Consider the following 25438-nt stretch of genomic DNA (forward strand, 5'->3'; position numbering starts at 1 on the left):
TCAGTGAATTCCTTCGGCGAGCGGCCCGAGCGCGAGGGCGGGCAGGAAGGTGAGTGCCACCAGGACCACCGTCACCCCGATCACCAGGCCGACGAACTGCGGGCGGTGGGTGGGCAGAGTGCCCACCGAGGCGGGCGTGTGCCCCTGCGCGGCCAGCGACCCGGCCAGCGCGAGCACGAGGATGATCGGCACGAATCGGCCCAACAGCATGGCCAGCCCCAGCACGGTGTTGAACCAGGTGGTGTTGCCGGACAGCCCGGCGAAGGCCGAACCGTTGTTGTTGGCGGCGGAGGTGAAGGCGTACAACACTTCGGACAAGCCGTGCGGCCCGCTGTTGAGCATGCTGTCGCGTGGCCCCGGCAGGGCCGTCGAGACCGACGTACCGACCAGCACGATCAGCGGGCTCACCAGGAAATACGCGGCGGCGAGCTTGATTTCGCGGGGCGTGATCTTCTTGCCGAGGTATTCCGGTGTGCGCCCGACCATCAGTCCCGCGACGAACACCGTGACGACGGCAAGGATCAGCATGCCGTACAACCCGGAACCCACACCGCCGGGCGCGACCTCGCCCAGCTGCATGTTCACCATGGTCACCAGGCCACCGAGGCTGGTGTAGGAGTCGTGGAAGGAATTCACCGCGCCGGTGGAGGTGAGGGTCGTCGCACCGGCGAACACGGCCGAATCGGCCACGCCGAAGCGGGTTTCCACCCCTTCCATCGAAGCGCCGACCGCGGTCGGCACGGTTCCGTGGTGTCGCAGCTGGAACATGCCGAGCAACGAAACACTCACCAGCGCGATGGTTCCCATCACGGCGACGATCGCGTAACCCTGCTTCGTGCTGCCGACCATGCGCCCGAAGGTGCGCGGCAGCGAGAAGGCGATCAGCATCAGCGCGAAGATCTCCACGAAGTTCGTCCACGAGGTGGGGTTCTCGAACGGGTGCGCGGCATTGGCGTTGTAGAAACCGCCACCGTTGGTGCCGAGTTCCTTGATCGCCTCCTGGCTCGCGACCGGACCGCCGGTGATCGTTTGCCCGGCGCCGCCGAGTGTCCGCGCGACCTGGTCGTGCAGGTGGAAGTTCTGGATCACCCCGCCCGCCACCAGCACGATCGCGACGACGATCGCGAGCGGCAGCAGGATCCGCACGGTGCCGCGCACCAGATCGACCCAGAAATTGCCGAGCTCACCGGTGCGGCGGCGCGCGAAACCTCGCACCAGTGCGACGGCGACCGCCATCCCCACCGCCGCCGACACGAAGTTCTGCACGGTCAGCCCGGCCATCTGCACCAGGTGCCCCTGGGTCGATTCGCCGGAATAGTTCTGCCAGTTGGTGTTGGTGACGAAACTGACCGCCGTGTTCCACGCCAGCGCCGGGGTCATCTCGGTGCCCGGATCGGTCAGGTGCAGCGGCAACGCGCCCTGGACCAGCTGGAAGAAGAACAAGCCGAGCACGCCGACGGCGGAGAAGGCCAGCACGCTGCGCGCATACACCGGCCAGGTCTGCTCGACCTCGGGATGCGCGCCGATCGCCCGATAGATCAACCGCTCGGCCCGGGAATGCCGCTCGCCGCTGTACACCCGGTACATGTAGTCACCCAGCGGAACATGCGCCAGGGCCAGCGCGAGGACAAGGGCCGCGAGGAACGCGATCCCCGCTGTTGTCGTGGTCACCTAGAACCTCTCGGGGAAGAGCAGGGCCGCCACCATGAACACGGCCACACCCGCGGCGAGCGCCAGGCCGACCAGATTCGCGATCACAGCTTCTCCACCGCGCGCTGGATCAGGCCCAGCAGGGCGAAGATCGCCACCGTGAGCACCGTGAACACCACCACAGACATATCCGACCTCCTCGCGCCCCACCGTGGGCCGCTTCGCCGAGTCAAGGCCCTCGGATGGGCGCCGCGAGCGTTCCTTACGAATCCTTAGCGGCCGCGGGCGCCGCCTTTGCGGGTTGTTGACGGTGCGGCACGCCATGATGAACCTGTGAAACGCGGTCGACTACGCATCTACCTGGGTGCCGCGCCCGGCGTCGGCAAGACCTACGCCATGCTCGGTGAGGCACACCGGCGGCTCGAGCGTGGCCGCGACGTGGTCGCCGGGGTGGTGGAGACCCACGGTCGGGCGAAGACCGCCGCGTTGCTCGACGGGATCGAGCGGATTCCGCTCAGGCCGGTGCGCTACCGGGGCACCGAACTGCCCGAGCTCGATGTCGAGGCGGTGCTCGCGCGCGAGCCCGCCGTGGTGCTCGTCGACGAGCTCGCCCACACCAACGCACCGGGTAGTGCGCACGACAAGCGCTGGCAGGACGTGGAGCAGATTCTCGAGGCGGGGATCGACGTCATCTCCACGGTGAACGTCCAGCACCTCGAGAGCCTCAACGACGTGGTCGCCCGGATCACCGGCATCGAACAGCGTGAGACGGTGCCCGACGCGGTTGTGCGCGGCGCGGATCAGGTGGAACTGGTCGACCTCACCCCGGAAGCGTTGCGACGCAGACTTTCCCACGGCAACGTCTACGCCGCCGACAAGGTCGACGCGGCGCTGCGCAACTACTTCCGGCCCGGAAACCTCACGGCCCTGCGTGAACTCGCGCTGCTGTGGTTGGCCGATCAGGTCGACGCGGCGCTGGCGAAGTACCGCGCCGACCACGACATCACCGAGCTGTGGGAGGCGCGCGAACGCGTGGTCGTCGCGGTGACCGGTGGTCCCGAATCGGAGACCGTGGTTCGGCGCGCCGGACGGATCGCGTCGAAGTCCAGCGCGGAACTCGTCGTGGTGCACGTGGTTCGGGGCGACGGGCTGGCCGGGGTGTCCGCCCAGCGGCTGGCCCGGCTGCGTGAACTCGCCGCCGCGCTCGGTGCGTCGCTGCACACCGTCACCGGCGACGACGTGCCGACCGCGCTGCTGGAATTCGCGCGCGAGGTCGACGCCACGCAGCTGGTGCTCGGCACCTCGCGACGCTCGCGCTGGGCGCGGATACTCGACGAGGGCATCGGGTCGAGCGTGGTCCAGCGTTCGGGCACGATCGACGTGCACATGGTGACCCACGAAGAAGCCAACCGCGGGGTGCGGCGCAATCCGCTGCGGACACGGCAACCCCTGCTCGCCTGGGTGGCGGCCCTGCTCGTGCCGACGCTGGTGAGCGTGCTCTGCTGGGCGGTGCTCGACCGGCATCTGCAACTCGGCGGGCTCAGCGCGATGTTCTTCGTCGGGGTCGTCGCGGTCGCCTTGCTCGGTGGGGTGCTGCCCGCGATCGCCTCGGCTCTGCTGTCGGGACTGCTGCTGAACTGGTTCTTCACCGCCCCCCGCTACAGCCTCACCGTCGCCGAACCGGACAACTTCGTCACCGTGGTCGTGCTGTTGATCGTGGCGGTGGCGGTGGCGGCGCTCGTCGACCTCGCGGCGAAGCGAACCAGGCAAGCGCGCAAGGCATCTCGCCAGGCCGAGCTGCTCACCCTGTTCGCCGGGGCGGTGCTGCGCGGCGCCGATCTGCCGCGGCTGCTCGAACAGGTCCGCGAGGTGTACGGGCAACGCGCGGTGTGCCTGCGCTGCGGTGACGACGTGATCGCCTCGGTGGGAGCCGACCCGCCGCATCGGGTCGCCGACGCACAGACCGCGATCGAAGCGGGCGACGGCACCAGCCTGCTGTTGCTGGCCGGACATCCGCTCGACCCGGGGGAGCGGCCCGTGCTCAACGCGGTGGCGAACCAGGCCGTCGGCTTGGTGCGTCAGCAGCGCCTCACCGAAGAGGCGGGGGCAGCGGCCGCGCTCCTGGAAGCCGACCGGCTGCGTCGCGCGTTGCTGTCGGCGGTGAGCCACGACCTGCGCACACCGCTGGCCGGGGCCAAGGCGGCGGTGTCGAGTCTGCGTAGCGACGACGTGGAGTTCTCGCCCGAGGACACCGGCGAACTGCTCGAGGCCATCGAGGAGTCCGTCGACCAGCTCACCGCCCTCGTGGGCAACCTTCTCGATTCGTCCCGCCTGGCGGTCGGGGTGGTCACCCCTCGGACGCGGCAGGTGTATCTGGACGAGGCGGTGCACCGGGCGCTGGTCGGCGTGGGGATGGGTACGAGAGGGCTGCGGCGCGCGGCGATGAACCGGGTGACGGTGGCGGTCGGTGAGATCTCGGTGTCGGCCGACAGCGGGCTGCTCGAACGAGTCCTGGCGAACCTGCTCGACAACGCGCTGCGCCACGCCGGACGAGACACCCCCGTGCGTGTGAGCGCCGACCGCGTCGGTGACCGGGTCGTCGTCGCGGTCGTCGACACCGGACCGGGTGTGCCCGAGGGAACGGAGGACCACCTGTTCGAACCGTTCCAGCGATTGGGCGACCGCGACAACACGACCGGCGTCGGGCTCGGGCTGTCGGTGGTGCGCGGCTTCATCGAGGCGATGGGCGGTACGGTCCACGCCGAACCGACCCCAGGCGGTGGGCTGACAGTGCTGCTCGACCTGTCTGCTGGTCCGAGCGCCGAGGCCGGTTCGGGTGCGCCGCCGAACACCGCTTGCGACGCGCGAGGAAAGTGAGCACATGAGCAACGCATCGGGGCCGGGCGTGTCGCGGTCGGGCAACAGTGGCCGTCGTGACGCGTGCACTCGGCCGGTCGGTGAGCTTGAAGCGAACCAGTCCGCTGTCCGCGTGCTCGTGGTCGACGACGAACCGCAGATCGTGCGCGCGTTGCGGATCAACCTGTCGGTGCGCGGGTACGAGGTGTTCACCGCGGGCAACGGCGCCGCCGCCTTGCGCATCGCCGCCGAGAAGCAGCCGCACGTGGTCGTCCTGGATCTCGGCCTGCCCGATCTGGACGGGATCGAGGTACTGGCCGGGCTGCGCGGGTGGACTTCGGTGCCGGTGATCGTGTTGTCGGCACGCACCGATTCGGCCGACAAGGTGGAGGCACTCGACGCGGGCGCCGACGACTACGTCACCAAGCCGTTCGGGATGGACGAACTGCTGGCCAGACTGCGGGCGGCGGTCCGACGCGGTGCGGGGGCGGGCGACGGGGCCGAACCGGTGGTGGTCACCGATTCGTTCACCGTCGACCTGGCCGCCAAACAGGTCACCAAGAACGACACACCCGTCCACCTGACCCCCACCGAATGGGGGATGCTCGAGATGCTGGTCCGCCATCGCGGAAAACTCGTGGGCCGCAAGGAACTTCTGCGCGAGGTGTGGGGTCCGGCGTATGCCACCGAAACGCACTACCTGCGCGTCTACCTCGCCCAGTTGCGCCGCAAACTCGAGGACGACCCGGCCCACCCGCGTCACCTGCTCACCGAGCCGGGCATGGGCTACCGCTTCCACGAATGACAGCGCGCCCAGTGATTTCGTGAGCACATGGGTGACTCGCCGGGAACGGGCCACCGTGACCCCACTACGTCGTCTGGCCGCCGACGCGAGCCGCAGTGCACCTGAGTCTGGCCTGAGGTTCGGGGCGGCGGACCAGCCTGAGTTTCCGGGGGCGGGGCCGGCTGGCAGGATCAGGTACATGGCAGTTGAGCAGAACGCACCCGTGACCACCGCACCCGTCGAACTGTGGGTCGAGCGGACCGGTACGCGTGCCTACACCGGACGTAGCAACCGTGGCGCCGAGGTGCTGATCGCCTCGCAGGGTGTGCCGGGCGCCTTCACCCCCGGTGAGCTGCTGAAGATCGCCCTGGCCGCGTGCACCGGGCTCAGTTCCGACCTGCCGCTGTCGCGTCGGCTCGGTGACGACTTCGACGCCACCATCCGGGTCTCCGGCGACGCCGACCGCGAGAACGAGCTGTACCCGCAGCTCGACGAGGTGTTCGAACTCGACCTGTCCGAACTCGACGAAGAGGCCCGTGAACGCCTGCTGGTCACCGTGCAGCGCGCCGTCGACAAGGTGTGCACCGTCGGTCGCACACTCAAGGCGGGCACCAAGGTGACCTTGAACTTCGACATCGATGCCTGACCAGCGAGGAGCGCTGTGACCGAAGCACCTGTCCGCCTGTCCGCCTGGGTCCACGGGAACGTGCAGGGCGTGGGATTCCGGTGGTGGACGCGTTCACGCGCACTGGAACTCGGCCTCACCGGGTACGCGCGCAACCACGCCGACGGGCGGGTCCACGTGGTGGCCGAGGGCCGACGAACCCCGGGCGAGAAGTTGCTGGACCTGCTACGGTCCGGCAAGGCGCCTGGTCGGGTCGATCTGGTTGTGGAAAGCTGGGAGCCCGCGCGCGGCGACATGACGGGATTCGAGGAGCGGTAGAAGTGACTTCGGGGGTTAGGCGGCAGTGAGCACACACAACCCTGGTCCGCCCGACCAGCCGGAGCAACCGGGCGGATCCTCGCCCTGGACACCGCCGGACCCCGGCGCGGGCTGGACACCGGACCGATCCGAGGAACAGCCACCGCCCACCTGGCCACCGCCACCCCAGCAACCACCGGAACCACGCCAGGGCCGGATGGCCAGGCAGGAACCGGGTGTCACCCAGCCGCGCCCGCCGACGGTCGCCGAGGCACGCGCGCGCGACAAGGCGCGCAAACAGGCCGCGCAGGCCGAACGCGCCGCCGCCGAAGCCGAGGAAACCAAGCGCCGCACCAGGAAACGCGTGATGATCGGCGGTGTCGCCGTGGTGGGTGTCGCCGCCCTCGTCGGCGGTGGTTACCTCGCCTACCGGGCGATCGCCGCCCCCGACCGGGTCACCGCCTCGTGCGTGCAGATCGATCAGAACGGCAACGAGGTCGTCGTCCCGGACGAGCACTGCGGCGACGGCAAGACCAACTTCCGCAGCGACAACTCCGGTGGCGTCGGCAGCCTGATCCTGCTCGGCTGGCCGCAGTACCGCTACCACTACGGCGGCACCGCGACCATCGGTCGGCCGCCGAGCGGTGGCAGTTCGGTGAAACCGCGCAACGCCGAGATCAAGACCAAATCGGGCACAACCGTCCAGCGCGGCGGGCTCGGCAGCAAGTCCGGCGGGAGTGGTTCGTAGTGCGACGGGTCGCGAGTACGCCCCGGCCGGGATGGCAGCAGATCATCGAAAGCCAGGGGCTCGTCTACGGTGTGCCCGGTCGCGACGCCAGCGGCCGACCACGCCCCTACTGGGACGAGTCGGTGCACTACGAGTTCTCGATGGACGAGATCCTCGCCCTCGAAGCCGATGTGGAGCTGCTGCAGTCGATGTGTCTGCACGCGGCCGAACACGTCGTGCTCACCGAGCGTTACGCGGATTTCGGGCTGCCGGAATGGAGTTGGGGCCCGATCGCCGAATCCTGGCGGCGCAGCGACCCCTACGTGTACGGCCGGTTCGACCTGCGCTACGACGCTCGCCGCCCCGCCAAACTGCTCGAGTACAACGCCGACACGCCCACCTCGCTGCTCGAGGCGGCGATCATCCAGTGGCACTGGCTGCAGCAGGTGTATCCCGGTGGGGACCAATGGAATTCACTGCACGAGAAGCTGGTGGAGCGCTGGGGTGAGCTGCGTGACGTGCTGCCGGGCACCGAACTGCACTTCACCTGGTCGGGCGCCGACGCCACCGGGGAGGACAACGTCACCACCGCCTACATGCAGGAGACCGCCGCCGAGGCGGGCTTCGACACCGTCGCGCTGCCGATCGAGGAGGTCGGGTTCGACACCGAACTCGGTCGCTTCGTCGACTTGGCCGAGGCGCCGATGGAATCGGTGTTCAAGCTCTACCCCTGGGAATGGATCCTCGACGACGACTTCGGCAAGCGCGTCGTCGCGAGTATCCCGCAGACGGCCTGGATCGAGCCGCTGTGGACCACCCTGCTGAGCAACAAGGCCCTGCTGGCGGTCCTGTGGGAGATGTACCCCGGCCACCCCAACCTGCTGCCCGCCTACCTCGACGACCCGCACGAGCTCACCGAGTACATCCGCAAACCCAAGCTCGGCCGCGAAGGCGCCAACATGACCATCGTCGGTCCTGGCATGGAGACCGCGACCGGTGGGGTGTACGGCGCCGAGGGCTTCGTCTACCAATTGCTCGACCCGCTCCCGGAATTCGACGGCATGCGCCCCGTGCTCGGCGCATGGGTCGTCGGTGACACCGCCGCCGGGCTCGGAATCCGCGAGACCGCGGGCCTCATCACCGATGACGGCGCCGCGTTCGTCCCGCACCGCATCGTCGACTGACCACAACACTGTTTCGAAAGGACCACGATGACCGCCCTCGCCCTGGAATCGGGTTATTGGAGTGCGCTCGGTGAAGGCGTCGGCGCCATCATCCTGTACTGCCTCATCGGCCTGGTGCTGATGCTGATCGGCTTTTTCGCCATCGACCTGACCACGCCGGGCAAGCTGCGCGACCTGGTCGTCGCGGGCAAACCGAACGCGATCATCGTGTCGGCGGCGGGCATGATCAGCATGGCGCTCATCGTCGTGTTCGCGGTACTGGCCACCGGTGGCAGCGGCAAACTGTCGGAAGGGCTGATCGCGGCGATCGTGTTCGGCCTGGTCGGCATTGTCGCGCAGGTGATCTCGGTGCGGGTGATCGAGAAGGTCACCGGCATCGACATCGGCCGCACCCTGCACGCCGAGACCTATACCCCCGAGGTACTCGTGGTGGCCGCCGCCCACTTCGCCCTCGGCCTGGTGGTGGCTTTCGCGATCCTCTAGTGCGGATTGATGTGCTTCATCTGCTTCTGTAGCTGACGTAGATGGGTCGCGGTGCCGGGTTGGGCTTCCCACCCGGTGACCACGCGGAACAGCAGGACCGCGCCCCACGGGCCGATCACCCACATCGGCCAGAAGTAGGTGAGTTCGCCTGCGGTGAGCGAGATCAGGCCCCAGATGACCAGCACGATGATGCTCACGCCGAGCCAGCTGCCAGCTTCGATGCGCTGCCACACGGGGATGCGTGGTGCCTGCTTCGGCGGGGTGCTCGGCTGCTTGTCCGGCAGCGCGGGGAGATCCGACAGGACGAGGGCGAGGTCGTCGCGGGTGGTGGTCGCGTAGACCTTCGCGACGCGCTGGTCGTACTCGGCCAGATCCAGCCTCCCGTCGGAGAGGTGGGTGCTCAGCTGAGCGACGATCGCATTGCGCTCGGCATCGGACGCGCGCGTGCCGGGGGTGATGTCCATACCGACAAACCTCTCGTTCACCAAACACAGTGATCTGCTGGTACCAAGCGTCCACCCTCCACTGTGTAATGTCAACCCTTCGGGCGCCTACCGGCCGGAGGTTCACGGCGCCACGACGGCGATCGGATAGGCTCACGCGAGCACACGGGCGGCAACACAGCCCGGTGCGATGTTCCAACCGCAGGCCGCGTGTCTTGCCCTCTCGCACCTAGGTCTGGCCAGAACTCCCGGAGAGGCGGGTGGCGTTGCATCTGAAGAGCTTGACGCTGAAAGGGTTCAAGTCTTTCGCGTCCGCAACCACGTTGCGCTTCGAACCCGGCATCACCTGTGTCGTCGGGCCAAACGGGTCGGGCAAGTCCAATGTCGTCGACGCGCTCACCTGGGTGATGGGTGAGCAGGGGGCCAAGGCGTTGCGCGGCGGCAAGATGCAGGACGTCATCTTCGCGGGGACGAGCGGACGTGCCCCGCTGGGACGCGCCGAAGTGACGCTGACGATCGACAACTCCGACGGCGCGCTGCCCATCGACTACGCCGAGGTATCGATCACCCGCCGCATGTTCCGCGACGGCGCGGGCGAGTACGAGATCAACGGCAGCAGTTGCCGCCTGATGGACGTGCAGGAACTGCTGTCGGACTCCGGTATCGGGCGCGAGATGCACGTCATCGTCGGGCAGGGGCAGCTGTCGGCGATCCTCGAATCGCGCCCCGAGGACCGGCGCGCGTTCGTCGAGGAGGCCGCGGGCGTCCTCAAGCACCGCAGGCGTAAGGAGAAGGCGGTCCGCAAGCTCGACGCGATGCAGGCCAACCTCGCCCGCCTCACCGACCTCACCACCGAACTGCGCCGCCAGCTCAAACCCCTGAGCAGGCAGGCCGAAGTGGCGCGGCGCGCCCAGACCGTGCAGGCCGACCTGCGCGACGCCCGGCTGCGCCTGGCCGCCGACGATCTGGTGACCCGGCGCGGCGAACTCGAATCGCAGCTGAGCAAAGAGGCCTACGCGCGCGAGCAGCAGATCAACGTCCAGTCCGAACTCGACGCGGCCAATGCCGCGCTGGCACAGCAGGAATTCCAGCTGTCGCGGCTGAGCCCGAGCGCCGAGGCGGCCGCGCAGACCTGGTTCCAGCTCTCCGCGCTGGCCGAGCGCGTCAACGCGACCATCCGCATCGCCGCCGACCGCGCCCGCAACCTGCACACCGAGGCGCCCGTCGGGACCGGCCGCGACCCCGAACAGCTCGAGGCCGAGGCCGACCGGATCGAGGCCGAGGAATCCGAACTGCGCTACGCCGTGGAGATGGCGGCCGAAACACTCGAGGCCGCCCGGGAAGCGCTGGCCGATCGTGAACACGCCGCCAAGGCCGCCGAGCAGGCGCACCTGGCCGCCGTGCGGGCCATCGCCGACCGCCGCGAGGGGTTGGCCAGGCTGTCGGGGCAGGTGGAGACGCTGCGCACCCGGGCGCAGTCGGTCGACGCCGAGATCGCACGGCTCTCGGTCGCCATCGCCGACGCACGTCATCGAGGCGAGGCGGCCCAGGCCGAATACGACACCGTGCAGGACGAACTCGGCGAACTCGACGCGGGGGAGAAGGGCCTCGACGCCCAGCACGAACACGCCGTCGCCGCCTTGGAACTGGCCGACGAGCGGGTGCGTGAACTGCGCGAACAGGACCGCGAGGCGAGCAAGCTCGTCGCCCGGCTCGGCGCCCGCATCGAAGCGCTGGAGATGAACCTGGCCCGCAAGGACGGCGCCGCCTGGTTGCTCGAACACGGGGTGAGTGGCGTCGGCGACCGACTCTCGGGCCTGCTGCGCGTGGAGGCGGGATTCGAAGCCGCCCTCGCCGCGCTGCTCGGCCCGCTGGCCGACGCGATCACCGCCGACACCGCCGCGGCCGCCGATGCCGCCGTGCGTGAGCTGCGCGCCGGTGACGGTGGCCGGGTGGCGTTCGTCTTCGCCACCGGCGATGCGGCGTCGCCTGGCGCGGCGAGCGGCTCGGCCGAGGAGCAGGCCTCGACGCGCGCTCCTGCCGATGTCGGGGGTGACTCCCCGATGCGGGATCAGGCCGCAACGCGCGTGATGGCCGAAGTCGGGGATGGCTCGCCGACGGCGGATCAGACTGCTACGCGCTGGACGGCCGACGGCCGGGGCGGCTCGCCGACGTCGGGTCGTGCTCACGAGGTTTCGGCAGATGGTCGGCGTGCTCCTCTGCCCGCGGGGGCCAGGTGGCTCGCCGATGCCGTGGATGGTGCCGCGAAGGTGCGGCCCGCGTTGGCCGCGCTCACCGCGGGCGTTGTGGTCGTCGACGATCTGGCGGCCGCCACCGCACTGGCCGCCGAGCGCCCGGAGTTGCGGGTCGTCACCCGTGACGGTGATCTGGCCGGGTCGGGCTGGGTCATCGGTGGTTCCGAGCGGATGCCGAGTCAGCTCGAGATCCAGGCAGACATCGACGCCGCCACCGCCGAATTGGCCGCCGCGCAGCGCCGGGCCGAAGAGCTCGAGGCCGCGCTGGCCGGGGCGCTCGCCGAGCAGACCGACCGAAAAGAGTCCGCCGACCACGCGCTGATGGCGCTGCACGAATCCGATCAGGCGTTGCTGGCCATCTACGACCGGCTCGCGCGGGTCGGCCAGACCGCCCGCGCCGCCCAGACCGAGGGCGAACGGCTCACCACCCAACGCGCCGAGGCGGAGGCGACCCGCGAGAAGTCCCTGGCCTCCCTGGCCGAGCTCGAGGACCGGCTGCGCCACGCCGAGATCGAGCACGACGACAGCGACGACAGCTACGGCACCGCCGGGACCGAGACCGCCGGGCGAGCCCGCGAGGAAGCCGCCGCCGCGCTCGCCGAGGCCCGGACCATGGAGGTCGAGGCAAGGCTGGCAGTGCGGACCGCCGAGGAACGCGCGGAATCCGTTCGCGGCAAAGCGGATTCGCTGCGCCGTGCCGCACGCGCCGAACGGGAGGCGCGGGCGCGAGCCGAGCGGGCACAGGCCGCGCGCAGGCAGGCGGCGGCCGTCGCTGCGGCGGTGGCCGAGTCCGGTGCCAAGATCGCGAAGGAACTCGAGCAGGTGGTGGCCTCGGCCGCCGCCCGGCGCGACGAATTGGTCCGGCGCCGTGGGGAAGTCGCGTCGGCCGTGGAGCAGGTCAAGGAACGGGCACGCGCCCTGAACACCCAGCTGGCCCAGCTCACCGATGCCGTGCACCGCGACGAGGTGGCCAAAGCCCAGGCGGCGCTGCGCATCGAACAGCTCGAGACGACCATCTCCGAACAGTTCGGGATCGCGCTGGCCGATCTCGTCGCCGAATACGGTCCCGACGTGCCGCTGCCGCCGTCGGCGCTGGAGACGCAGGAATACGAGGACGCCAAGGAACGCGGCGAGCAGGTCACCGCGCCGCAGCCGATGCCCTACGACCGTGCCACCCAGGAACGCCGCGCCAAACGCGCCGAGAAGGACCTCGCCACCCTCGGCAAAGTGAACCCCCTCGCGCTGGAGGAGTTCGCGGCGCTCGAGGAACGCTACAACTTCCTGGCCACCCAGCTCGAGGACGTCAAGAACGCGCGCAAGGACCTCCTGGACGTGGTCGCCGAGGTCGACGCCCGCATCCTGCAGGTGTTCACCGAGGCCTACGCCGATGTGGAACGCGAATTCGTCGGGGTGTTCGCGAAGCTGTTCCCCGGCGGCGAGGGCAGGCTCGTGCTCACCGACCCGTCCGACATGCTCACCACCGGCATCGAGGTCGAGGCCCGTCCGCCGGGCAAGAAGGTCAAGCGGCTCTCGCTGCTCTCCGGCGGCGAGAAGTCACTGACCGCCGTGGCGCTGCTGGTCGCCATCTTCCGCGCCCGCCCGTCCCCGTTCTATGTGATGGACGAGGTGGAAGCGGCCCTGGACGACACCAACCTGCGCCGTCTCATCGGCCTGTTCGAACAGCTGCGGGAGAAGAGCCAGCTGATCGTCATCACCCACCAGAAACCCACCATGGAGATCGCCGACGCCCTCTACGGGGTGAGCATGCGCGGCGACGGCATCACCCAGGTGATCTCGCAGCGGCTCACCCGTGCCCCGGCCGAGGCGACCGCCTCTGCCTGACCGATCACGTCGTCGCGGCGAGTTGGGCGACGATCCGATCGGCGCCGCCACGCTCCAGCCAGTCCGGCAGGCTGGTCAGACCTGGGTGCAGGGCGCGCAGGGTCGGCAAATCGGCCTGCCAGCCGCCGGTTTCGCGGATGAGCCGCCAGGTGGCGGCGAGCTGGGGGCCGATCGCGGCGGCCTCGGCCTCGGAGATCTCGCGGTAGTGGATCGGCCGACCGGTGGCCGCCGCGATGGTGGCCGCCGCGTCGACGGGAGTGATCGCCTCGCCCGCCAGTTCGAGCTCTCGACCGTGCCAACCGTCGGGGTCCGCGAACGCCAGCGCGGCGAAGACGGCGATGTCGTCGAGCGCGATCATCTGCAGCGGCCGATCGGCGACGAAGAGATGGCGGTGCTCCCCATCGGCCCGGATGCCGTCCACCGGTGAGCCCTGCATCAGGTAGTTCTCCATGAACCGCACCGGTCGCAACAGGGTGAAGCGCAACCCCGACGCGCGGATCGCGTCCTCGATGCGGTGCTTGCCCTCTTGCCCCCACGAGTCGGCCGGGCCCATGGTGGCGATCCCGGAGAAGACGATCTGCTCGACCCCGGCCGCGCGCGCCGCCTCGACCACGGCGGTGCCGCGGCGTGCCTCATCACCCGCCGTCCAGCCGTTCGGGCCGTAATCGGCTGGCGGAACGAGCAATACGGCCCGGGCGTCCTTCGCCGCGGTCAGCAGGGTCGCCGGGTCGTCGAAGTCGCCGATCGCCAGCTCGGCGCCCGCCGCGGCGAGCGCACGGGCGGCCGGGGAACGGGGGTCACGCACGAGCGCGCGCACCCGCACGCCCTCGGCGAGCAGTCTGCGAGCGGTTGCTCCGCCCTGCTTGCCGGTCGCGCCGGTGATCAGGACGGGAAGTGCTGTTGTCATCGCCCAGGGGCTCCGTTTCGTGAATGCTTCCGTGCCTATAATCGGGTCGGTCGACCCGTATGGTGGAAAGTACGAGTCCCACTGCCCGGTCGGCTACCGGAAATACGGAGAGGCGTAACGAAATGACGGCCCGCGACGCGACGGAACCGGCGGTCCGGGCCGACGCGCGGCGCAATCGTGCGCTGATTCTCACAGCCGCCCAGCGCGCCCTGGCCGAACGCGGTGCCGGTGTCTCGCTGGTGGAGGTGGCGCGTCGCGCCGGTGTCGGTGCGGGGACGGTCCACCGCCATTTCCCCACGAAAAACGCCCTGCTCGAAGCGGTCGTGCAGGAGCGGGTCGACCGGCTTGCCGCGGCGGCTGCCGAACACCTGACCGATCCGGACCCCGGTGCGGCCTTCTTCGCGCTGTGCACTCATGTCATCGTGACGACGCCGGGCCACAAAGACCTGTGCGACCTGGTGCAATCCGACGACGGCTGGCCCCGCGCGCTGCTTCGCGGGGCGGGCGACCGTTTCCATCGTGCCCTCGGCGCGCTGCTCGTCGCGGCCCGACGTCAGGGCGCGGTCCGCGCGGATGTGACGCTCACCGATGTACTGGACATCTTCACCGGATGTGTTGCGATCCAACGGCAGCGGCCGGTCGGCGCACCTGTCGCGCCTGCCGTCGCCCTCGTTCTCGACGCCTTGCGGCCCCCGACGTCAGTTGTCACGGAACTCGCCGAGGTCGACCGTGACGAAACCGGGGCGAGTAGCGAAAGTCCCGCGTCCTGCCCGGTCTGTCACGCACCCGTGCGGCGCCCGGCGGTCGGCAGACCGGCCCGCTACTGTTCCCCCGCGTGCAGGCAGAAAGCTCACCGCCTCCGCAACTCCGCGAAGCCCCCGCGACTCCGACGAGCGTGAGTGCACGGCGGACGAGGCGGCCCTACAGCAGGTCGCTGACGTCGTCGGGGACGTCGACGGCGTATTTGCGCAGGATGTCCATCGAGATGACCTCGAGGGCGTTCTCGTGGGTGGCGGCCAGGACCACGGGGGCGGCGACACCGTCCTCGTGGGCGTGCAGCCAGCGGACCGCCACCACGCACCAGCGGTCGCCCGGTTGCAGCCCGGGGAAGTTGTTCTCCGGGCGCGGGGTGCTGAGGTCGTTGCCGATGGATGCCTGATGTTCCAGGAATTCCGCCGTCACCACGGTGCACACGGTGTGGCTGCCGAGATCCTCCGGACCGGTGCTGCAGCAGCCGTCCCGGTAGAAGCCCGTGAGAGGATCGGTGCCGCACTCTTCCAGCGGCCCCCCAAGCACGTTTCGATCGGTCACTCCGCCGATCCTATGGGTGAAACGCCAGAAGTTCCGCAGGACAACGAATCTGTAGTGTTTCCGCCACGCGGCCAACACCTCCGGAACCAGCCGCCGACCCGCCGGGACGACGCCGCCGACGTGCCGGGACGAGGCAGCCGAATAGACTCGGCCGAGTGAGTTCGCAAGCGTGGATCCTGATCGCCGCGATCGCCGCCGTGCTGCTGGTGGCGCTCGTCGCGGGTTTCGTCCTGTACAAGCGCCGCCAGATTTCGCTGGCGCCGCCCGAGCCGGACAAGGAGCTCACGGACCGCTCCGGTGGTTACACCGCCTCCGGCGGATTCAGCTTCACCCAGGGCGGGTCGACGGCCACCGCACCGCGCCCGGAACCCTTACCGCGCGTCGAGCGCACCGACACCGAGGGACAACCGCACGTCGGTGACGACGCCGCCGTCCCGCGCGACGCCCCGCGCCGCCACATCACCGACGTACCGCTGCCCGAGGGCGACGTGTCGGTCGAGGAGCCGGTGGTCGTCCCGGACGACGCCTCGTCCCTCACGACTCCGGTCGCGCCGACCGAACCCGCGCCGGAGACCACTGCCACGCCCACCGAGAACGCGCCTACGGACACCGCGCCGACGACAGAGGCGCCGACCGAGGTCGCGCCGACCGAGACGCCGAAGACCGCGCCCGCCGAGACCCTGCCGCCCGCGCCGAAGGTCACCCCGGCGGACACCACGCCACCTGTCACGCCTGCTCCGGCACCCGAAGCGCCGAGCACCGCTCCCGCCCAGCCCGAGGTCGCCACCGAGATCGAGGAGATCGACCCGACCACCGGTCGTCTCGTCCGGCTGCGTGGTCGCCTGGCCCGCTCGCAGAACGCCGTCGGCAAGAGCCTGCTCGGTCTGCTCGGTGGCGGCGACCTCGACGAGGACTCCTGGGAGGAGATCGAGGACACCCTCGTCCTCGCCGACATCGGCACCGCCAGCACCGCCGCCATCGTCACCCGACTGCGCGAGGAGATGGCCGCCCGCAGCGTGCGCACGCCCGAGCAGGCCCGCACCGCCCTGCGCGACGTGCTCATCGAGGCGCTGCGTCCCGAACTCGACCGCTCCATCCACGCCCTGCCGCACGGTGACAAACCGGCGATCCTGCTCGTCGTCGGCGTGAACGGCACCGGTAAGACCACCACCACCGGCAAGCTCGCGCGCGTGCTCGTCGCCGACGGGCGCCGGGTGCTGCTCGGCGCCGCCGACACCTTCCGCGCCGCCGCCGCCGACCAGCTGCAGACCTGGGGCGAACGGGTCGGTGCCGAGACCGTGCGCGGCAAGGAGGCCGCCGACCCGGCCGCCGTCGCCTTCGACGCGGTCTCGGCGGGTATCGATCGCGGCGTCGACGCCGTGCTCATCGACACCGCGGGCCGCCTGCACACCAAGACCGGCCTGATGGACGAACTCGGCAAGGTCAAGCGCGTGGTGGAGAAGAAGGCCGAGGTCGACGAGGTGCTGCTGGTCCTCGACGCGACCGTCGGCCAGAACGGGCTGATGCAGGCCCGCGTGTTCGCCGACGTCGTCGACATCACCGGCGTCGTGCTCACCAAACTCGACGGCACCGCCAAGGGCGGCATCGTGTTCCAGGTGCAGCACGAGCTCGGCGTCCCGGTGAAGCTCGTCGGCCTGGGCGAGGGCGCCGACCATCTCGCCCCGTTCGAGCCGAGCGCCTTCGTCGACGCCCTGCTCGGCAGCACCTCCTAGCGCAACGACACTGCCCGCCCGGTCACCGCGAACCGGGCGGGCAGTGCCGTGTCCAGGGCGGGGAAGCACCGGCGACCCGCCGCGCGAACAGGCGGCAAACCGCACCTGCGCGGCGAGCTCACGGTGAGCTGCCAAGCTGTGGCGAAACTCGCGAAACCTGGTGGCAACACAAGTGGCCGATCCGTTCACGCAGGTGAAACACCACAGCTCAACGGATGAAACACCAAGTCGCGACCCTTCTGTACAGGTCCTTTTGCCGTCATCGGCGAGGCCCGAGATGAGGAGGAAGACAAGGTGGCATTTCCATTGATCGGTACACCGGATACCGGTGATACCGCTTGGATGCTGGCGTCGGCAGCGCTCGTGCTGTTGATGACGCCGGGTTTGGCGTTCTTCTACGGCGGCATGGTCCGCGGCAAGAACGTGCTGAACATGATCATGATGAGCGTCTCGGCCATGGGACTGGTCACCGTCCTGTGGTGTCTATACGGGTTCTCCATGGCGTTCGGCGAGGACAAGGGCAACCTGATCGGTGACCCGCTCCAGTACTTCGGTCTGAAGAGCATCTTCGGTGGCACCGCCGCCGATTCCCCGGGTATCCCGCTGTTCACCGCGACCCCGGAGGACCCGACCGCCCCGATCACGGCGGGTATCCCGCTGACGGTCTTCGTGGCCTTCCAGCTCATGTTCGCGATCATCACGGTCGCCCTCATCTCGGGTGCGGTCGCCGACCGCCTGAAGTTCGGCTCGTGGCTCGTCTTTGCCGGAATCTGGGCCACCGTCGTCTACTTCCCCGTCGCGCACTGGGTCTTCGCCTTCGACGGCTACACCGCTGAGGCCGGTGGCTGGATCGCCAACAACCTCAAGGCCATCGACTTCGCCGGTGGTACCGCCGTCCACATCAACGCCGGTGCCGCGGGTCTGGTTCTGTGTCTCATCCTCGGCAAGCGCAAGGGCTGGCCGAAGACGCCGTTCCGTCCGCACAACCTGCCGTTCGTGATGCTCGGCGCCGGTCTGCTGTGGTTCGGTTGGTACGGCTTCAACGCCGGTTCGGCCCTCGGTGCCAACGGCATCGCCGGTGCCACCTTCCTCACCACCACCATCGCCACCGCCGCCGCCATGCTGGCCTGGCTGCTGGTGGAGAAGATCCGCGACGGTCACCCCACCTCGCTCGGTGCCGCCTCGGGCATCGTCGCCGGTCTGGTCGCCATCACCCCGGCCTGTTCCTCGGTGAACGTGATCGGTGCCCTGGCCATCGGTGTGGTCTCCGGTGCGCTGTGCGCCCTGGCCGTCGGCCTGAAGTTCCGCTTCGGTTTCGACGACTCGCTCGACGTGGTCGGCGTCCACCTGGTCGGTGGTCTGGTCGGCACCCTGATGGTCGGTCTGGTCGCAACCAGCGAAGCTCCGGCGGGCGCCACCGGCTTGTTCTACGGTGGTGGGGTCGAGCAGTTGAAGCTGCAGGCTGTCGGTGCCTTCGTGGTTCTGGCCTACTCGCTGGTCGCCACGGCCGTCATCGCCTACGCGATCAAGTTCACCATCGGCCTGCGTGCCAGTGAAGAGGCCGAGGCCGCGGGTCTCGACGAGTCCGAGCACGCGGAAACCGCTTACGATTTCGCTGCTGTGGGTGGCACGGCACGCTCGCTCGTCAAGGAGGCATGACGAACATGAAACTGGTTACGGCAATCGTCAAACCGTTCACGCTCGAAGACGTCAAGACCGGGCTGGAACAGGCAGGCGTGCTCGGCATGACCGTCAGCGAAGTCCAGGGCTACGGCCGCCAGAAGGGGCACACCGAGGTCTACCGAGGCGCGGAGTACTCCGTCGACTTCGTGCCGAAGGTGCGCGTCGAGGTCGTCGTCGACGACGCGTCGGTTGAGAAGGTCGTCGAGGTGATCGTCGAGGCCTCGCGCACCGGCAAGATCGGTGACGGCAAGGTATGGGTGACCCCGGTCGACACGATCATCCGGGTCCGTACCGGCGAACGCGGTACCGACGCACTGTAATTCGCCGCAGTCGCACGGCAAACGATCGAGCGGCCCCGCTCCTACCGGAATCGGTCGGGGCGGGGCCGCCCGCATGAATGGGTGGTGGGGCAGTGGAACAGCGCAAGGGTGGAACACAGAACAACGGGGCGGCCGACCTGGTGAAGGCCAGAGCGGCGCTACTCGAGGGAGCGAGCACCCGCAATCCTCGGCTCGATCCACAGGCGTTGCGGGCGGCGCTGGTCGACCTGTTCGACCTGTGGCTCACCGGCAAGGGCAACGAACTCGGCATCACCCCCGACAGTGGACTGGCCCTGGTGGCCGTCGGTGGTCTCGGCAGGCGCGAGATGCTGCCCTATTCCGATCTCGATCTCGTGCTGTTGCACGATGGTGTCGACCAGTCCGTGGTGGCCGAGGTGGCCGACCGACTCTGGTATCCGCTCTGGGACGCCCACATCAAACTCGACCACAGCGTGCGCACGGTGCCCCAAGCCCTGCGGGTGGCCGCCGACGACACCATCGCCGCGCTCGGCCTGCTCGAGGCCCGCCACATCGTCGGCGACGAGGACCTGAGCAATCTGCTGATCGGTGGGGTGCGCCGGGAATGGCGCACCGGCATCCGGTCCCGGTTCGACGGTCTCATCGCCCAGGCGAACGCCCGCTGGCAGCGCAGCGGCGAGATCGCCCACCGCGCCGAACCCGACCTGAAGAACGGCCGAGGTGGTCTGCGCGACATCCAGTTGCTCGACGCCCTCGCCATCGCCCAATTGACCGACGCGGTACCGGGTCTCGGGCCCGAGGTACCCGGCGGCGGCCTGAAGCAGGCGCACCGCCGTCTGCTCGACGTCCGCACCGAACTGCACCGTGTGGCCGGTCGCGCCCGCGACCAGTTACGCGCACAGGACGCCGACGAGATCGGTGCCGCCCTGCGTATCGGCGACCGTTTCGACCTGGCTCGCACTCTCACCGATTCGGCGCGCACGGTGAGCTATTCGACCGACGTCGGGTTGCGCACCGCCGCGAACGCCCTGCCACGACGTGGGCTGGCCCGGCTGCGCCGCCTCCCCGTGCGTCGCCCGCTCGACGAGGACGTGGTCGAGCACGCGGGCGAGGTGGTGCTGGCCCGCGACGCACGCCCACAACGCGATCCAGGCCTGATCCTGCGCGTCGCCGCCGCCTCGGCCCAGACCGGGCTGCCGATGTCGGCGACCACCCTCAATCGGCTCTCCGAAGACGCTCCCGAACTGCGCGAACCCTGGCCCAAGGACGCCCTCGACGACCTGCTCGTGCTGCTCGGCGCGGGCCGCGGCGCCATCGACGCGGTGGAGGCCCTGGACCGAACCGGTTTGTGGGGCAGGCTCTTTCCGGAATGGGGTGCGGTCCGTGACCTCCCACCGCGCGACGCGATGCACACCTGGACCGTCGACCGCCACCTCATGGAAACCGTCGCCTACGCCACCGGCCTGAGCACTCGCGTCGCCCGGCCCGACCTGTTGATCCTCGGTGCGCTGCTGCACGACATCGGCAAGGGCCGCACGGGCGACCACAGCGTGGTCGGCGCCGAACTGGCCACCCACATCGGGCGCAGGCTCGGCCTGTGGCCCTCGGATGTGCGCACACTCAGTGCGATCGTGCGTCACCACCTGCTGTTGCCCGACACCGCGACGCGCCGCGATCTCGACGACCCGGCCACCGTCGGCCATGTCGTCGACGCGCTCGGCGGCGATGTCGGCCTGCTCGACCTGCTGCACGCCCTGGCCGAAGCCGACTCGATGGCGACCGGACCGGGTGTGTGGGGCGACTGGAAGGCCTCGCTGATCGGCGAACTGGTCCGCCGCTGCCGATTGGTGATGGCGGGGGAGACACTGCCGCAACCGGAACCGATCGACCCGGAACTCGTGGCGAAGGCCCAGGCCGGTGGCGTGCATGTGGCGCTGAGCGAGGGAGAGGGCAAACACACCCACGTGGTCACCGTCATCGCGCCCGACGAACCGGGTCTGCTCGCCGACGCCGCCGGTGTGCTCGCCCTGCATTCGTTACGGGTGCTCGCGGCCGCACTCGGCGGTGTCGGCGATTCGGCGATCAATACCTTCGTGGTGACCCCCAAGTTCGGCGACCCGCCCGACGCGGGTCTGCTTCGCCAGGAACTGATCCGGGCCAGCAGTGGCGCCTTGGATCTACAAGCGGCGCTGGCCAAACGCGAGTCCGAGACCGTCGACCGCTTCGCACGCGCGCAGCCCCGCCTGATCTGGCAGTCCACACCCGCACCGGGACAGGTGATTCTGGAATTGCGCGCCGAGGACCGGGTCGGGCTGCTCAGTCGCCTCGCCGGGGCATTCGCGAAAGCGGGCGCGAATGTGCGCTGGGCCAAGGTGGTCACGATGGGCACGGCCGTGGTCGACGCGTTCTGCCTCGAACTCGGCGACGCCGACAGCCCCGCCCTGCGCGAACGTATCGAAAAGGCCGTTCTGGACGTGGTTCCGCGTCCGGCACCACCACCGCCGCCCGCCGATATCGGTGCGGAGGCCTGAAACGTTAGGACACGGTTTACTCACCGATTGCTATCGGGTTGCTACGTATTGGTTTCCCGCTGCCCGATAAGTCGAAACACGACCTATAGCATTCGAAAGGTCCGGCTGTCACTCGTTCGAGGGGAGCTGATCCGTGGCTATCGAAGTCGTCTCGGCATCGATGATGACCAGCGACGCGACCGCGCACATCGCGCGTTGCGTCGGTGGTGACCTGTGGGTGGTTTCGTGGTTGCCGGGTCGCACCCTCACCGGTGCCCAAGCCCTCGCCGCCATGACCATCGCCTCGACCACCGCCCACCACACCGATTCCGCCGAATCCGAGTGGACTCGGATCGAGGCGCTCTCGCGTGAGCTCGGCCTCACCGGACGCGAGGCGATATACCTGGTCAACATCGAGAATCACGAACTGCGCCGCACCGCGCCACCGCACGTGCACTCCGGGGAATAACACCCATTACCCTGGGAGGGCAATAGAGGTCCCTTTCAGATCAGGAGCGCGATCGGTGTTCGAATCCCTGTCCGACCGGCTTACCGGTGCACTGCAGGATCTGCGCGGTAAGGGGCGGCTGTCACCGGCCGACATCGACGCCACCGCGCGCGAGATCCGTCTCGCCCTCCTCGAAGCCGACGTGGCGCTGCCCGTCGTGCGCGGGTTCATCACCAATGTGAAGGAACGCGCCAAGGGCGCGGAGGTCTCCGCGGCGCTCAACCCGGCCCAGCAGGTCGTCAAGATCGTCAACGAGGAACTCGTGGCGATCCTCGGCGGTGAGACGCGGCGCCTCAATCTGGCCAAGAACCCGCCGACGGTGATCATGCTCGCCGGTCTGCAGGGTGCCGGTAAGACCACTCTCGCGGGCAAGCTCGCCAAATGGCTCAAGGGCCAGGGCCACCAGCCGCTGCTCGTTGCCTGTGACCTCCAGCGTCCCGGCGCGGTCACCCAGCTCCAGGTCGTCGGTGAGCGCGCGGGCGTGCCTGTGTTCGCCCCGCACGCCGGTACCTCCATCGGCGGTGGCGAGAACCCCCTCGGCATCACCGCCGCCGACCCGGTCGCGGTCGCCGCGGGCGGTATCGAGGAAGCCAAGGCCAAGCAGTACGACGTGGTCATCGTCGACACCGCCGGTCGCCTCGGCATCGATGAAGAACTCATGCGTCAGGCCGCGGGCATCCGCGACGCCGTGAACCCCGACGAGACCCTCTTCGTGCTCGACGCGATGATCGGTCAGGACGCGGTGAGCACCGCCGAGGCGTTCCGCGACGGTGTCGGCTTCACCGGTGTCGTACTCACCAAGCTCGACGGTGACGCGCGCGGTGGTGCCGCGCTGTCGGTGCGCAATGTCACCGGCGCGCCCATCATGTTCGCCTCCACCGGTGAGAAGCTCGAGGACTTCGACGTCTTCCATCCCGACCGGATGGCCTCGCGCATCCTCGGCATGGGCGACGTGCTCACCCTCATCGAGCAGGCCGAACAGGTCTACGACGCCAAGCAGGCCGAGGAGACCGCCCGCAAGATCGGCAGCGGTGAGCTCACCCTCGAGGACTTCCTCGACCAGATGCTCGCCATCCGCAAGATGGGCCCGATCGGCAACCTGCTCGGCATGCTGCCCGGCGCCGGTCAGATGAAGGACGCGCTCGCGGCGGTCGACGACAAGCAGCTCGACCGGGTGCAGGCCATCATCCGCGGCATGACCCCCGCCGAGCGCGACAACCCCAAGATCATCAACGCCTCCCGGCGGCTGCGCATCGCCAACGGTTCGGGTGTCCAGGTCTCCGAGGTGAACCAGCTGGTCGACCGGTTCTTCGAGGCCAAGAAGATGATGGCCATGATGGGCCGTCAGATGGGTCTGCCCGGCGGGCGCCGCGGCAACACCAAGAAGGGCAAGAAGGGCAAGAAGGGTGGGCGCGGCCCGACGCCGCCGAAGATGCGCGGTGGATTCCCGGGTATGCCCGCCGGTCTGCCGCCGGGCATGGATCTCTCGCAGATGCCGCCCGGTCTGGACCAGCTGCCGCCCGGTCTCGAGGGAATCGACCTGTCGCAGTTGAAGTTCCCGAAGAACTGATGAACCGGCAACGCCCGCGAGCTCAGGCCGCGGGCGTTGTCGCGTGTCGGGTCAGATCACGCCGGGGATCAATGCTTTCCGGTTCTGCGGGTAGTCGGCGAATTTCTCGCGATACCAGCGATGGGTCGCGAAGGCGCGGGGGACCAGGTTGCCCGCGGTGATCAGGAAGATCGCCACACCGGCCAGTGACCAGGTGAGCAGTGCGAACCCGGCCCACGCGATCAACTCGCCGAGATAGGCCGGGCTGCTGACGAAACGGAAACCCCCGCCGTGTGGGACGCGGTATTCGGCGGCCCCCGGGTCGTTCTTGTCGCGCAGGTTCCGCACGATCGACTCCGACCGCACCAGCAGCGCGAACCCGCTCAGGTATACGAGGAGCCCGATCAGGAAGCGAGGATCGGTGAGCCAGGCGGTGCCGTACTGGTTCTCGTAGTCGTTGCTGAAGAACGCGCCGTTGAGGTAGCCGTGCAGCGCCGTCACGAACACGCCCGCACCGACCACCGACACATTGAACGTGCTCTTCTTGCCCGGCACCTGCCGGATCGAGAGCGGGAAGAACCAGCCGCGATTGCCGTAGTGCAGCACCCAGATGGCGGCCAGCACCAACGGCACGGGTTCGAAACGGTTCGGTCCGCTGAGATAGAACACCGCGAACACCACCGTCGCGGGCAGCTCCATCAGCCACCAGCCCAGCTTCGGGTTCAGATTGAAACCCACCGCGTTCGATGCGAAGCGGCCGTACGGGCTCTGCGCGAACAGTCCGCCGACGATGACGAACGCGGCGAAGGCGAACGCGATGGTCAGCACGGTGTCGTAGGTGGTGTTCCCGGTGTACCAGTCCATCGAGATCCTCTGTCCAACAGGCGTCGGGCGTGATCGCCGACGCAAAACTAGAACACGTTCTATCATGGGTCGGGTTGGGGGAGCGCGACAATGGAGGACGCAGATGGCGGACCGGATTGCAGAGGACCTGCTGGCGGCGGTGCTCGCATCCCCGCGCGCCGTGGCGGCCCACGACAAGACCGCCTGGGTCGGGCTGTTCACCGAGCAGGCGGCGGTGCACGACCCCTACGGATCGCGTGCGCACATCGGACCCGAGGCGATCTCGCGCTTCTACAACGTCTTCATCGCGCCCAACACCATCGCCTTTCGGGTCGAGCGCGACATCGTCGCCGGGCACACGGTGGTGCGTGACCTGCACATCGAGACCACCATGTCGACGGGTGCGACCGTTGTCGTGCCGATGCATCTGCGCTACGACCTGGTGGCGGCCGATGGTGGGTGGCGGATCAGTCGGCTTGCCGCGCACTGGGAGTTGGGGGTGATGGTCGGGCGGTTGATGCGGACCGGGTCGGCCGGTGTGCTCGCGGGGGCGAAACTCGGGCCGCAGTTGATCGGGGAACTCGGGGTGGGTGGGGCGATGGGAATGATGCGGGCTTTACGTGGGGTGGGTAGGCACGGGAAGCGGATCGTGCGGGGGTTGTTCGTCGCGGCGGCTGATGGGGACTCGGGGCGGGTTCAGGAGTTGCTCGGGCGGGCGAGTGTGCGGGTGGGGTCAGGGGACGCGGTGAGTCCTGCGGAATTCGGTGAGATGGTGCGGTCTGTGCAGTGCGACAAGGTGATCGCGGCCGGGCGGACGGTGAGTGTCAGTGTGCGGAGGGGGGAGTCGGGTGGGGTGGTGTTCGTGGATTTCGCGTCGGGCTCTTCGCGTATCGAGTGTGTGACGGTCTACCTCGGCGGGTGAGTTGTCTGGAGTGTTGTTGTGAAGACC

The 25438-nt window shown here is 69.0% G+C and carries 23 protein-coding genes; 16 read left to right on the forward strand and 7 right to left on the reverse strand.

The features are described 5' to 3' along the window. From kdpA to NC7_RS29395, 3 genes are read right to left on the reverse strand one after another with little or no spacing between them, the layout of a single operon-like run. Positions 1-1671: a potassium-transporting ATPase subunit KdpA gene (gene kdpA, locus NC7_RS27155; protein WP_067988479.1), complete on the reverse strand. Its 1671-nt coding sequence runs from the start codon at positions 1669-1671 to the stop codon at positions 1-3. Next, positions 1672-1758: a potassium-transporting ATPase subunit F gene (locus tag NC7_RS30615; protein ID WP_067449014.1), complete on the reverse strand. Its 87-nt coding sequence runs from the start codon at positions 1756-1758 to the stop codon at positions 1672-1674. Then, on the reverse strand, positions 1755-1883 hold the full coding sequence (locus NC7_RS29395; protein WP_255285069.1) for a hypothetical protein: 129 nt from the start codon (positions 1881-1883) through the stop codon (positions 1755-1757). Before NC7_RS29395 ends, NC7_RS30615 begins: the two co-directional genes overlap by 4 nt. A gap of 100 nt (positions 1884-1983) precedes the next feature. Here NC7_RS29395 and NC7_RS27165 point away from each other — a divergent pair, with 100 nt between their 5' ends. The 7 genes from NC7_RS27165 to NC7_RS27195 all read left to right on the forward strand — a co-directional run bounded on the left by NC7_RS27165 (position 1984) and on the right by NC7_RS27195 (position 8606). Continuing rightward, entirely contained in the window at positions 1984-4527 is a 2544-nt protein-coding gene (locus NC7_RS27165; protein WP_067988484.1) for a DUF4118 domain-containing protein, read from the forward strand. A gap of 112 nt (positions 4528-4639) precedes the next feature. Next, positions 4640-5311 carry a response regulator gene (locus NC7_RS27170; RefSeq protein WP_067988487.1) on the forward strand — a complete coding sequence of 224 codons (672 nt, stop codon included), beginning with the start codon at positions 4640-4642 and terminating at the stop codon, positions 5309-5311. 178 nt (positions 5312-5489) lie between these two features. Beyond that, entirely contained in the window at positions 5490-5936 is a 447-nt protein-coding gene (locus tag NC7_RS27175) for an OsmC family protein (RefSeq protein ID WP_067636773.1), read from the forward strand. Positions 5937-5951: 15 nt separating this feature from the next. Further along, the gene (locus NC7_RS27180; RefSeq protein WP_067988491.1) at positions 5952-6233 is read left to right on the forward strand and encodes an acylphosphatase; all 282 of its coding nucleotides are present in this window, start codon (positions 5952-5954) and stop codon (positions 6231-6233) included. Positions 6234-6429: 196 nt separating this feature from the next. Continuing rightward, on the forward strand, positions 6430-6960 hold the full coding sequence (locus NC7_RS27185; protein ID WP_084458826.1) for a hypothetical protein: 531 nt from the start codon (positions 6430-6432) through the stop codon (positions 6958-6960). Then, on the forward strand, positions 6960-8123 hold the full coding sequence (locus NC7_RS27190; RefSeq protein ID WP_067988498.1) for a glutathionylspermidine synthase family protein: 1164 nt from the start codon (positions 6960-6962) through the stop codon (positions 8121-8123). Before NC7_RS27185 ends, NC7_RS27190 begins: the two co-directional genes overlap by 1 nt. A 27-nt stretch (positions 8124-8150) precedes the next feature. Further along, positions 8151-8606 (forward strand): DUF350 domain-containing protein, encoded by a 456-nt coding sequence (locus tag NC7_RS27195; RefSeq protein WP_067988503.1) that lies wholly within the window; start codon positions 8151-8153, stop codon positions 8604-8606. On the opposite strand, the gene NC7_RS27200 is transcribed toward NC7_RS27195, so the two are convergent. Beyond that, positions 8603-9070: a DUF1707 SHOCT-like domain-containing protein gene (locus NC7_RS27200; RefSeq protein ID WP_084458827.1), complete on the reverse strand. Its 468-nt coding sequence runs from the start codon at positions 9068-9070 to the stop codon at positions 8603-8605. The two genes, NC7_RS27195 and NC7_RS27200, sit on opposite strands and share 4 nt — an antisense overlap. A 245-nt stretch (positions 9071-9315) precedes the next feature. On the opposite strand from NC7_RS27200, the gene NC7_RS27205 reads away from it, so the two are divergent. Beyond that, positions 9316-13146 (forward strand): AAA family ATPase, encoded by a 3831-nt coding sequence (locus tag NC7_RS27205; RefSeq protein ID WP_067988559.1) that lies wholly within the window; start codon positions 9316-9318, stop codon positions 13144-13146. 4 nt (positions 13147-13150) lie between these two features. On the opposite strand, the gene NC7_RS27210 is transcribed toward NC7_RS27205, so the two are convergent. Then, positions 13151-14053 carry an NmrA family NAD(P)-binding protein gene (locus tag NC7_RS27210; protein ID WP_067988506.1) on the reverse strand — a complete coding sequence of 301 codons (903 nt, stop codon included), beginning with the start codon at positions 14051-14053 and terminating at the stop codon, positions 13151-13153. A gap of 122 nt (positions 14054-14175) precedes the next feature. On the opposite strand from NC7_RS27210, the gene NC7_RS27215 reads away from it, so the two are divergent. Continuing rightward, positions 14176-14952, forward strand: a complete 777-nt coding sequence (locus NC7_RS27215) for a TetR/AcrR family transcriptional regulator (RefSeq protein ID WP_067988510.1) — start codon at positions 14176-14178, stop codon at positions 14950-14952. Positions 14953-14974: 22 nt separating this feature from the next. Here NC7_RS27215 and NC7_RS27220 read toward each other — a convergent pair whose 3' ends face one another. Next, positions 14975-15364, reverse strand: coding sequence for a DUF2237 family protein (locus NC7_RS27220; RefSeq protein WP_019048221.1), 390 nt, complete (start codon positions 15362-15364; stop codon positions 14975-14977). Between the two features lie 155 nt (positions 15365-15519). Here NC7_RS27220 and ftsY point away from each other — a divergent pair, with 155 nt between their 5' ends. The 6 genes from ftsY to ffh all read left to right on the forward strand — a co-directional run bounded on the left by ftsY (position 15520) and on the right by ffh (position 23667). Continuing rightward, entirely contained in the window at positions 15520-17097 is a 1578-nt protein-coding gene (gene ftsY / locus NC7_RS27225) for a signal recognition particle-docking protein FtsY (protein ID WP_067988513.1), read from the forward strand. Positions 17098-17439: 342 nt separating this feature from the next. After that, positions 17440-18756, forward strand: a complete 1317-nt coding sequence (locus NC7_RS27230) for an ammonium transporter (protein WP_201449943.1) — start codon at positions 17440-17442, stop codon at positions 18754-18756. Between the two features lie 5 nt (positions 18757-18761). Continuing rightward, positions 18762-19100 carry a P-II family nitrogen regulator gene (locus NC7_RS27235; RefSeq protein WP_067493492.1) on the forward strand — a complete coding sequence of 113 codons (339 nt, stop codon included), beginning with the start codon at positions 18762-18764 and terminating at the stop codon, positions 19098-19100. Positions 19101-19177: 77 nt separating this feature from the next. Beyond that, positions 19178-21610, forward strand: coding sequence for a [protein-PII] uridylyltransferase (locus tag NC7_RS27240; RefSeq protein WP_067988519.1), 2433 nt, complete (start codon positions 19178-19180; stop codon positions 21608-21610). 133 nt (positions 21611-21743) lie between these two features. After that, positions 21744-22058: a hypothetical protein gene (locus tag NC7_RS27245; RefSeq protein ID WP_236573757.1), complete on the forward strand. Its 315-nt coding sequence runs from the start codon at positions 21744-21746 to the stop codon at positions 22056-22058. A 55-nt stretch (positions 22059-22113) separates the two neighbouring features. Next, positions 22114-23667: a signal recognition particle protein gene (gene ffh, locus NC7_RS27250; protein ID WP_067988525.1), complete on the forward strand. Its 1554-nt coding sequence runs from the start codon at positions 22114-22116 to the stop codon at positions 23665-23667. Between the two features lie 51 nt (positions 23668-23718). Here the strand turns inward: ffh and NC7_RS27255 are convergent, their stop codons facing one another. After that, positions 23719-24510 carry a phosphatidylethanolamine N-methyltransferase family domain-containing protein gene (locus NC7_RS27255; protein ID WP_067988528.1) on the reverse strand — a complete coding sequence of 264 codons (792 nt, stop codon included), beginning with the start codon at positions 24508-24510 and terminating at the stop codon, positions 23719-23721. 103 nt (positions 24511-24613) lie between these two features. Here NC7_RS27255 and NC7_RS27260 point away from each other — a divergent pair, with 103 nt between their 5' ends. Beyond that, complete coding sequence (locus NC7_RS27260) at positions 24614-25411, forward strand: nuclear transport factor 2 family protein (protein WP_067988531.1); 798 nt, start codon at positions 24614-24616, stop codon at positions 25409-25411. Positions 25412-25438: the final 27 nt, after the last annotated feature.

The organism is Nocardia caishijiensis NBRC 108228 (assembly GCF_001612825.1).
Classification (GTDB): domain Bacteria; phylum Actinomycetota; class Actinomycetes; order Mycobacteriales; family Mycobacteriaceae; genus Nocardia; species Nocardia caishijiensis.